This window comes from Ruegeria sp. BHSC043, from assembly GCF_059612985.1.
This window is the reverse complement of sequence record NZ_JBXWRS010000030.1, coordinates 1-10,158: the sequence shown is the minus strand read 5'-3', so window position 1 is coordinate 10,158 and position 10,158 is coordinate 1. Positions and strand designations below refer to the sequence as shown.

Here is a 10,158-nt window from a genome sequence, read left to right as displayed (position 1 = left end):
GCCCGACCTTCTGCGCGGCCATTTCAACGATCCGGTCCCACAGGTCTTCGTCCGGGAATCCGGCCAGATACCAAAGCTGGTCGCCCCCTTTCAGTGCCGGGGTTCCGTCCGCAAACGTCAACAGATTGGGCGCGTTGCCGGTCAGCCGCTCGACCCAGTGTTGCGCGGCGCCGCCGCCCTGAACCGGGCGGGTGATCTCGGGCGGCAGAGATGCCACCAGCGCCACGTCGCAGTCCAGCGCTTGCAGGCCGGGGCGGCCTTGGGCCGGGATCTGGAAATCAGCCGTGATTGCACCTGTGCGCGGGCCCAGAACCGTCAGTTTGGTCGCCGCGCGCAACCGGTCGGCCAGCGCGTCGTCCAGCGTGGCCAGCCCGGGGGCGAGAATCAGATCATACTCGGCTTCGTCCATGCCCGTGGCCGGCACGACATCGACCGACAGCCCGGCGCGGCGCAGGGCGCGATAAGCGGAAAACACCAGCCGGAAATAGTTGAACCCCGCGCCCTGAGGCTGGGTCGCCCAGGCCCAGTCCGACGGGTAGTCGAACAGGATGGCCACCCGCGCCTGCACCGGTTCGACCGGCCCCAGCGCGGCCAAATCCGCGACCGTCTGCTGCGCCTCGGTCAGACCGGGGGCAGGGCGGTTGTTCGGCGTCAGCAAGCCCGCGTGCATTTGTTCCTGCGCAAAAGGCGCCTGCCGCCAGCGGAAATAGCTGACCACCTCGGCCCCGTGGGCCACAGCCTCAAGCGACCAAAGCCGCACCATGCCCGGCAGGGGGGCCGGGTTGTAGGGCGCCCAGTTCACCGGTCCGGGCTGTTGTTCCATCACCCACCAGCGGCCGCGCCCGACGGCGCGGTACAGATCGTGGTGAAAGGCCTGCATGTCGGGATCGCCCTGTTGCAGAAAGGCTGTCTTGTGCGCCGCGTCGGCCTCGAGCCGGTCGGACAGGAACCCGATCGGGTAGCTGTCCCAAGTGGCGATATCCAGATCGGCGCCCACCTCGAAATGGTCGAAATCCAGAATCCGACCCATGTAGTTGTGCAGCAGCGGCGCGTCGGTCAGAGGCCGCAGCGCCTGAACCTGTGCCCGGTTGAAGGCCACCACCTGGTCCGAGCTGAACCGGCGGAAGGCCAGAACATGCGCCGGGTTGGGTTCGGTTACGGTCAGGTTGGGCAGGTCGATCTGATCGAAATCGCTGTATTCCATAGACCAGAACACGTTGCCCCAGGCCGCGTTCAGCGCCTCGACCGAGCCATAGCGTTCGGCCAGCCAGCGGCGGAAGGCCTCCCGGGCAGGCTCGCTGTAGCTGACGGTGGTGTCGTGGCAACCATATTCATTGTCGATCTGCCAGGCGGCGACGTGCGGGTTGCGGCCATAGCGTTCGCCCATGATCCGGGCGATGCGGACGCACTCGTCGACATATCCGGGATGGCTGAAACAGTAGTGACGGCGCGAGCCGAACTTGCGCGGCTGCCCGTTTTCGTCCACCGCCAGCATGTCCGGGTGCCGGTCCAGCATCCAGCGCGGCGGCGTGGCGGTTGGGGTTCCCAGCACCACTTTCAGCCCGGCCGCACCAAGGGTCTCGATGGCCTGATCCAGCCAGTCGAATGTCAGCCGGCCCGGTTCCGGCTCCATCCGGCTCCATCCGAATTCGCCGATCCGGACCCAGCGCAGACCGGCCTCGACCATGCGCGCGGCATCTTCGGCCCACATTTCTTGCGGCCAGTGTTCAGGGTAATAGCAAACGCCAAGTTCGGGGGTCATAGGATGACTCTGTGTTCCGCCTGACCTTGGCCCGCGTTTTCGGCGGCAAAGGTCATTCCGTTAGTGGGGTGTGACGCGATGGTGTCCGCATCCAGCCCTTCGCGGGCCGAGGTGCAAAACAGCGTCGTCAGATCCGGCCCGCCGAAAGCGGGGCATGAGGTATGGGTTGCCGCGAAGGACACCGCGCGCAGGAAGGTTCCGCCGGCGTCATAGGTCGCAACCCGCGCCGCGCCCCATTGTGCGAGCCACAGGTTACCCGCGGCGTCGACGACCGCGCCATCGGGGTTCAGACCCTCGGCGCGCAGGTCCAGAAACACCGCGCTGTCGCCCTCGGGCCAGCCGGTTTCGGGGTTCAGACCCCAGCGCCGCACCTGCCCGGTGGCCGTGTCGCAGAAATAGGCGCAGGACCGGTCGGGCGCGAAACTGATCGCGTTCGAGATGGTTACGTCCGGCACCAGCTGCCGCAGCTCACCCCGCCACAAGCGATAGATCGCCCCCGCGCCCTGTTCCGCGCGCTTGCCCATGGTGCCGATCCAGAATCCGCCCCACGGATCAGCCCGCCCGTCATTCGAGCGGGTCACCGGGTTGTCGGCCTCGAGCGCGATGATGCGGTCCTTGCGACCGCTCTCCAGCCCGAACGTCCACAGCCCGGTTTCCGACGCGATCAGCAGCGTGTCGCGGTCGATCCAGCCTGCGGCCGAGACTTGCTCGGCAAAATCCCAGCTTTGCGGACCATCCGCGTCGCGGGTCATCAGGCGCTTGTTGACGATGTCGAACCAGAACAGCTGTTGCCGTTCGGGGTGCCACAGCGGGCCCTCGCCCAACTCGCACGGGCGGTCGTCAAAGACCTGGCTCATCTTGCGGCCTCGTCATAGGCGGCTACGATCCTGCGGGCGTTCTCGGCGATCTGGTCCACGGACATGCCGGGTTTGAACAGGGCCGAGCCGATGCCGAACCCGTCAGCCCCGACCTTGAGCCAGTCGCCGAAATTCTCGGGCCCCGCGCCGCCAACGGCATAGACCTGCGTACCCTTGGGCAGGATCGGGCGCATGGCAGCCAGCCCCGCCGGTCCGGCCATCACACCGGGAAACAGTTTCAACCCGGTGGCCCCGGCCCGCAGGGCGACGAAGGCCTCGGTTGGGGTATAGATACCGGGCCAGCTTTGCAGGCCCAGATCCACCGTGCGCGCGATCACCTCGGCATCGCAATTGGGCGACACGATCAGCTTGCCGCCCACGGCAGCCACCTGTTCGACCTCGTCCACGGTCAGGACGGTTCCGGCCCCGACCAGCGCGCGGTCGCCGATCGAACGGGCCAGACGGCCGATGCTGTCCAGCGGGTCGGGCGAGTTCAGCGGTACCTCGATCCGGTCGATCCCTGCGTCCAGAATGGCCTGGCCGACGGCCTCGGCCTGCGCCGGGTCAAGCCCGCGCAGAATGGCGATGATGGGGCGGCTCATGCGGTTTGCCTCGTGAGGGTGCGGGCCTGTAGCAGACCGGCCAGCGTGGCCTGGGTCGCGTCGGCGGTTTCGACGAACGCGCCCTGTTGCTGCAGCGCCGCGGCATAGATGTGCGACAGGGCTTCGGCCCCGACGATGGCCAGTTGCTGACCCAGCCAATAGGGGCGGGTGGCGGCCAGCTCGGCACCGATCAGGGCACCGGACAGGCGGGCCCGTGCGGTGGCCGGGTCCTGGCCGTGCAGCAGGTCGGCCGCACGCAGCCCGAACAGCCGCCCGGCCAGTTGCTCGGGCTTTGACAGCGTGTCCGCCACGGCCGTGGCGAAGGCGTCGTCGTCCCAGCCTTCGCCCACCGAGTGTTTCAGTACCGAGTGCTGGCCCAGCAGATCGAAAAGTTCACCCGTCATGAAGGTGCGGAAGCTGACGACCTCGCCCGCGCTGACCTGCACCCATTTGGTGTGGGTGCCGGGCAGGCAGATCACGCCATCCCAATGCGGGCGCGTGGACAGGTAGCCGGCGATCTGGGTTTCCTCGCCGCGCATCACGTCCGCGGGGTCGTCCTGTTTCAGGCCTGGCACCACGAAGGCGCGGATGCGTGGATCGGTGCCGGGCACGCGCACCGGAACGGTCGAGATCGGCTTGGCGGGAACAGCCACATAGGGCGCCTCGACCCAGCCCTGGCGGGCACCGACCATGCCGCAGGCGATCACATCGACGGGCGCCGCGCCCAGCCAGCCCTGGACCAGCGTCAGCAGCGCGTCCTGGAACTGATCCCGGCCCAGCGTTGCCATGCCCCGGTCGCATTGGGCGTGGTCCAGCACCGTATCGCCCTGCATCGCCCAGGCGCGCAGATGCGAGGTGCCCCAGTCTACTGCGATCCACTCGGTGTTCATGTCCTCACCCCGTTGTGACCACGCCGCCATCGACGACCATGCATTGCCCGGTCATGGCGCGGCTGGCCGTTGATGCCAGAAACAGCGTCGGCGCGATCATGTCGTCCGGACGCAGATGTTCCTTCAGGCATTGGCGATCCATATGCGCGGCCAGATCTTCGGGCGTGGCCCACATGTCCAGTTGTTTCTGCGTCAGCACCCAGCCGGGCGCCAATGCGTTGACGCGGATGTTCTTCGGCCCCAGCTCACGCGCGAGCGAGCGGGTCATGCCGGTGATTCCGGCATTGGCCGTCGTATAGATCGGATAGCCCGCATTGCCCATCATGTAGCTGATCGAGCTGAAGTTGATGATCGACCCGCCGGTTTCTGCTATCTGCCGCGCGGCCTGCTGGCAGGCAAAGTAATAGGCTTTGAGGTTCACCGCGATCATCCAGTCCCAGAACTCGGGCGTGGTTTCCTCGAGGCTGTGGCGCTTGTCGTTCGCGGCATTGTTGACCAGCACGTTCAGCGGGCCGTGGGCCTCGGCGGCCTTTGTCATGGTTTTGCGCAGCAGCGCAGTGTCGGTCATGTCGCCCTGCAGGAACAAGGGCGCGCGGCCGTGTTTGGCGCGCATCTCTTCGACGAACGCGCTGGCGTCGGACCGGCCGATAAAGGCGACCTTGGCGCCCTGGGCCAGGAACCCGTCGGTCAGGGCCGCGCCCACGCCGGACCCACCGCCGGTGATGAAGACGGACGCCCCGTCGAGGTCATGGAAAGTGGCTGGCTGGCTCATCAATGGCTCTCTCGGGTCACAAGGCGGGTGTCCTTGCCCACCAGGAAATCAAGGTCGGCCCCCTGATCGGCCTGCAGGACATGGTCGATATACAGCTTGGCATAGCCGCGGGTGTAATGCGGGTCGTCGGGCTGCCAGGCCGCGCGGCGGGCCGCCAGTTCCTGTTCGTCGACCAGCAATTCCAACTCGCCCTTGCTGGCGGACACGCGGATGCGATCGCCGGTTTTCACCAGCGCCAATGGGCCGCCCGCCTGCGCCTCGGGGCTGACATGCAGGATCACTGTGCCGAAGGCGGTGCCCGACATGCGTGCGTCGGAAACGCGGATCATGTCACGCACGCCCTGTTTCACCAGCTTGGCGGGGATCGGCATGTTGCCGACCTCGGGCATGCCCGGATAGCCCTTTGGCCCGCAGCCCTTGAGCACCAGGATGGTCTCGGGCGTCACCGGCAGGTCATCGCGGTCGATATTGGCCTTCAGGTCCTCGATGCTGTCGAAGACATAGGCTTCACCTTCCGTTTCCAGCAGGCTGTCGGTGGCCGCCGAGGGTTTTACGATCGCCCCGTTCGGCGCCAGGTTGCCGCGCAGAACGCGCAGCCCGGCGGCCGGTTTTACCGGATCGTCGAAGGAATGGATCACGTCGCGGTTGAAGCATTCTGCTCCTTCGTAATGGGCCGAGATGTCTTTGTTCAGAACGGTTATGGCCGGGCGCAGATGCGATTTCAGCTCGGACAGGACCACAGGCATCCCGCCGGCATAGCAGAAATCCTCCATCAGGTACTTACCCGAGGGCATGCAGTTGACCAGCAGCGGAATGTCCGACCCGATCTCGAAATCCTTCAGAGTCAGGTCCACGCCCACCCGGCCGGCCAGCGCCAGCAGGTGCACCACGGCGTTGGTGGATCCACCCACCGCGGCATTGGCCAGGATGGCGTTCTCAAACGCCGCCTTGGTCAGAATGTCCGAAGGTTTGAGGTCTTCGTCCACCATCTCGACGATGCGCTTGCCGGTCATGTGCGCCAGCGCCATGCGACGGGCATCGACGGCGGGCAGAGCGGCGTTTGTGGGCAGGCTCATGCCCATCGCCTCGACCAGCGACGCCATGGTCGAGGCCGTACCCATGGTCATGCAGACGCCCTTGGACCGGCTCATGCCGGATTCGGCGTTCATGAAATCCTGCAAGGTCATCTCGCCGGCGCGCACGGCTTCCGAGAACTTCCATACATCGGTGCCCGAGCCGATATCCTTGCCGCGATACTTGCCGTTCAGCATCGGCCCGGAACTGACCACGATCGTAGGCAGATCGACCGAGGCCGCGCCCATCAGCTGGCCCGGCGTGGTCTTGTCGCAACCACCCAGCAGCACCACGCCGTCGATGCCATAGGCGCGGATCGATTCTTCGACATCCATGGCCAGCAGGTTGCGGAACAGCATGGCGGTGGGCTTCATCTGGGTTTCGCCCAGCGACATCACCGGGAATTCGACGGGAAAGCCGCCGGCCTCCCACACGCCGCGCTTGACGCCTTCGGCCAGGTCGCGCAGGCCTGAATTGCAGGGCGTCAGCTCGGACCAGGTGTTGCAGATGCCGATGATCGGGCGACCGTCGAACGCATGATCGGGAAAGCCCTGGTTCTTCATCCACGACCGATGGATGAACCCGTCCTTGTCGAGCTTGCCATACCAATGCTGTGAGCGGCGTTTCTTGGTCATTTGCGGGGCCCTTTCAAGCGGCTTTGGCGGGCTGGCACCAGTCGGGCAGCCAGTCGGCATGGGCGGTCAGCAGGTCACTAACCAAGTTGCGGATCTGGCGCAGGTCCAGTTCGGCGGCGGTGTGCGGGTCCATCATGGCGGCGTGATAGATGTGTTCGGGGTTTTCCTCGACCAAGGCGCGCACGGTCAGTTCCTGCACGTTGATCTGGGTGCGCATCAGGGCGACCAGCTGCGGCGGAATGTCGGTGACGACCGATGGCTGCACGCCGTTGCTGTCGACCAGACAGGGCGTTTCGACCGCGGCGCCCAGCGGAAGCTGCGGAATCTGCCCGGTATTGGGCAGGTTGCCATAGGCGACGTACGGCGTGTCGGTGACGATTGCGTTCATCAGGTCGGCAGCGAACTCGTGGCTGCGGATCACCTCGATGTCGCGCCCGTCGGTCAGGGTCTTGGCCTGTTCTTTCCAGTTGGCGACCTGCTCTTCGCATCGGGTGGGATATTCGTCCAGCGGGATCTGGAACTGGTCGATCAGGTCCTGACGCCCATCCTTGATAAACCACGGGACGTACTCTGCCAGGTGTTCCGAGCTTTCGGTGCAGAAATAGCCCAGGTGATCCATCACCTCGTACCGCACCTTGTTGGGGCAGCGCGGCATCAGCAGCGGCGCCTTGGGCAATTGGCCCGCGTGATAGCCCCGGCGCAGCGCCGGATACAGGTCGCGGCCCTGATGTTCGAGCCGCAGGAAGAAGGCCACGTGGTTCACGCCGGCAACGCGATAGCGGATTTCATCCTTGGGCAGGTCGAGGTCATGGGCCAGCTCCTCGACCGTGTTCTGGACCGAGTGGCACAGACCGACCTGTTTCAGCGCCGGGAACCGTTCGGCCAGCGCCCAGGTATTGATGGCCATCGGGTTGACATATTGCAGCAGCGTGGCATCCGGGCACAGCTGCGCCATGTCGCGGGCCACATCCCACAGGACAGGCACGGTGCGCAGGCCGCGCATGATGCCGCCCACGCCCAGCGTGTCAGCGATGGTCTGGCGCAAGCCATATTGCTTGGGGATCTCGAAATCGGTGACGGTGCAGGGTTTGTAGCCGCCGATCTGGAAAGCCGTGATGACGAAATCAGCCCCGTCCAGCGCCGCGCGGCGGTCGGTGTGGGTGGACACGGTCGCGCCGGTCCCGACCGAGCGGATCATGGCGCGTGCGACGGTTTCGCTCTCGGCCAGACGCTCGGGGTCGATGTCCATCAGGGCAAAATGGCTGTCGGCCAGCGATGGGGTCAGCAGGGCGTCGCCCACGATGTTCTGCATGAAAATCGTGGAACCTGCACCGATGAAGGTGATCTTGGTCATGACTGTAAACCTTGACTAGGCGTTATTTTACGGCACCGAGGGTCAGACCCGCGATGAAGTGTTTCTGCATCAGAAAGAACATGGCCACCGGCGGCAGGGCCGCGACGATCGAGCCGGCACTCATCAAGTGATAGGCGGCGCGGAACTGCGCGTTGAAGCTGGTGATGCCGGCGGTGACGGGTTGGCTCTCGGCCCCTTGGGTCAGCACGACGGCCCAGAAATAGTCGTTCCAGATGAAGGTGAAGATCAGCACGCTGAGCGCGGCGATCGCGGGCTTCATCAGCGGCAGGACGACGTACCAGAAGATGCGCCATTCGCTGATGCCCTCGACCCGGGCGGCCTCGATCAGCTCGAACGGCAGGGCGCGGATGAAGTTGCGCATGAACAGGGTGCAGAACCCCGTCTGGAACGCGATGTGGAACAGCACCAGGCCGGTTTTCGTGTTGTAGAGCCCCAAGTCCAGCGTCAGGTCGCGCACCGGCACCATCAGGATCTGGAAGGGTACGAAGTTGCCCGCCACGAACATGAAGAAGATCCACAGGTTCGACTTGAACTTGTAAATCCCCAGCGCAAACCCGGTCATGCAGCTGAGCGCCACCGCGCCGATCACCGTGGGAACCGTGATCAGGAACGAGTTCAGCAGATAGCGCGGCATGTCCGAGTTGAAGAACACCTGACCGTAGTTCCTGGCGCCTTCAAAGCTGGAGGGCAGGCCCCAGTAGTTGGCGTTGGTGAAATCCGCCTCGGGCTTGATTGAGAACAGGGCTACGGCCAGCAGCGGGCCGAGCCACAGCAGAAGGGCGATCGGCAGCATCGCCTGATAGGAAATCTGCGCCGCGCGGGGTTGTTTTTCGATCGGTTTGGGAAACATCTCAGTAACCCTTTTCTTCGCGGTACATCGACCACAGGAAGTAGGCGATGAAGCACAGCATGATCAGGAACAGGATCACGGCGATGGCCGCGCCATAGCCCATGCGGAACCCGTATTCCGACAAGGCGACCTCGAACATGTAATAGGCCAGCACGCGCGAGGATCCGAACGGCCCGCCCTGTGTCATGATCGAGATCAGGTCGAACGACCGCAGCGCGCCGATGATGGTCACGACAAAGGCGATGAAGGTCGCGGGGCGCAGTTGCGGCAGGATGATATGCCACAGCATCCGCCCGCCCTTGGCGCCGTCCAGCCGGCCGGCCTCGATCTGTTCGGGGTCCACGGCGTTCAGGCCGGTCAGATACAGGATCATGCAATAGGCGGTCTGCGGCCAGAGGCCCGCGAAAATGATGCCGTAGGTTACGAACCGTTCGTCACCCAGGACGTTCAGCGGACCCAGTCCGACCAAGCCCAATAGCTCGTTCAGCAGTCCGAAAGTGGGGTCGTAGAACCAGGTGAAGACCAGCCCGACTACGACCTGGCTGATGACGAAGGGAAAGAAGAACAGGGATTTGTACAACCGGATTCCCCAGACCGTCTGGTTGAGGAACAGTGCGATGAACAGGCCGGCCGGGATTGCCAGCAGGTACATGATCAGCCAGATCAGGTTGTTCTTCAACGAGACATAGAAGGCGTCACGATCGACCCATTCCCAATACAGGTCTTCATAGTTGCGCATACCGACATATTCGGCCGCGCCCAGCCCGTCCCATTCGTAAAGCGACAGGTTGAAGGACTGGAATACGGGGATGATCACGTAGACCATGAAGAACAGCACGCCCGGAGCCAGAAACAGCCAGGGTGCGATACGTTGCTGATTTCTGTGGAACCAGCTTTCGTGTTCGGTGACGTCGACGGCGGTCATGGTCAATCCCGGTTTGGAGAAGGCGGGACGGGATTGTGCCCGTCCTGCGTTAGGCTATGGTGTGGCCGGGGTTGCCCCGGCCACAACCCGATCAGTTGTCGTAGATGCGCTGACGTGCGCGTTCCAGCTTGGCCAGGATGCTGTCCAGGTTGTCCGGCTTGACCATGAACTCCTGGAAGCCTTCCATCGACACTTTGGCCATTTCCGCCGGTGCGTCGCGATCCCAGAACTGGGCGACGCCGCCGGGGCTGTTGGTCGACAGCATCTTGAAGCCTTCCTGCAGGAACTGGTCATCATCCACTGACGATTTGGCGTTGATCGGCAGCTGGCCCAGGTTCTGGCCATTGTTGATGATGGTCTGCTCTTCGGCCGAGACGACGAAGCGCAGGAATTCGCGGGCCGCTTCCTTGTTCGAC

Annotated in this window: 9 protein-coding genes and 1 pseudogene; all 10 read right to left on the bottom strand. The window is 64.5% G+C overall.

All coding sequences use genetic code 11. From position 1 onward, the window contains the following. Window positions 1-1,762: beta-galactosidase (locus AC2FMM_RS18180; protein WP_496797336.1), on the bottom strand; the 1,762-nt coding region annotated here is incomplete at its 3' end. Then, window positions 1,759-2,619, bottom strand: a complete 861-nt coding sequence (locus AC2FMM_RS18175; protein ID WP_496797335.1) for an SMP-30/gluconolactonase/LRE family protein — start codon at window positions 2,617-2,619, stop codon at window positions 1,759-1,761. The genes AC2FMM_RS18180 and AC2FMM_RS18175, both read right to left, overlap by 4 nt. Then, the gene (locus tag AC2FMM_RS18170) at window positions 2,616-3,221 is read right to left on the bottom strand and encodes a 2-dehydro-3-deoxy-6-phosphogalactonate aldolase (protein WP_496711750.1); all 606 of its coding nucleotides are present in this window, start codon (window positions 3,219-3,221) and stop codon (window positions 2,616-2,618) included. The genes AC2FMM_RS18175 and AC2FMM_RS18170 overlap by 4 nt, the downstream gene beginning before the upstream one ends. Then, on the bottom strand, window positions 3,218-4,111 hold the full coding sequence (locus AC2FMM_RS18165) for a 2-dehydro-3-deoxygalactonokinase (protein ID WP_496685333.1): 894 nt from the start codon (window positions 4,109-4,111) through the stop codon (window positions 3,218-3,220). The genes AC2FMM_RS18170 and AC2FMM_RS18165 overlap by 4 nt, the downstream gene beginning before the upstream one ends. A gap of 4 nt (window positions 4,112-4,115) precedes the next feature. Then, window positions 4,116-4,883, bottom strand: a complete 768-nt coding sequence (locus AC2FMM_RS18160; protein ID WP_496797334.1) for an SDR family NAD(P)-dependent oxidoreductase — start codon at window positions 4,881-4,883, stop codon at window positions 4,116-4,118. Beyond that, window positions 4,883-6,592, bottom strand: a complete 1,710-nt coding sequence (locus AC2FMM_RS18155; protein WP_496711748.1) for an IlvD/Edd family dehydratase — start codon at window positions 6,590-6,592, stop codon at window positions 4,883-4,885. Before AC2FMM_RS18155 ends, AC2FMM_RS18160 begins: the two co-directional genes overlap by 1 nt. 13 nt (window positions 6,593-6,605) lie before the next feature. Further along, window positions 6,606-7,946, bottom strand: a complete 1,341-nt coding sequence (locus tag AC2FMM_RS18150; protein WP_496797333.1) for an alpha-glucosidase/alpha-galactosidase — start codon at window positions 7,944-7,946, stop codon at window positions 6,606-6,608. A 22-nt stretch (window positions 7,947-7,968) separates the two neighbouring features. Continuing rightward, window positions 7,969-8,817 (bottom strand): carbohydrate ABC transporter permease, encoded by an 849-nt coding sequence (locus AC2FMM_RS18145; protein WP_496682354.1) that lies wholly within the window; start codon window positions 8,815-8,817, stop codon window positions 7,969-7,971. 1 nt (window position 8,818) lies between these two features. Continuing rightward, the gene (locus AC2FMM_RS18140; protein WP_496797332.1) at window positions 8,819-9,742 is read right to left on the bottom strand and encodes a carbohydrate ABC transporter permease; all 924 of its coding nucleotides are present in this window, start codon (window positions 9,740-9,742) and stop codon (window positions 8,819-8,821) included. Between the two features lie 91 nt (window positions 9,743-9,833). Beyond that, a pseudogene (locus AC2FMM_RS18135) lies at window positions 9,834-10,158 on the bottom strand (carbohydrate ABC transporter substrate-binding protein); the annotation flags it as partial.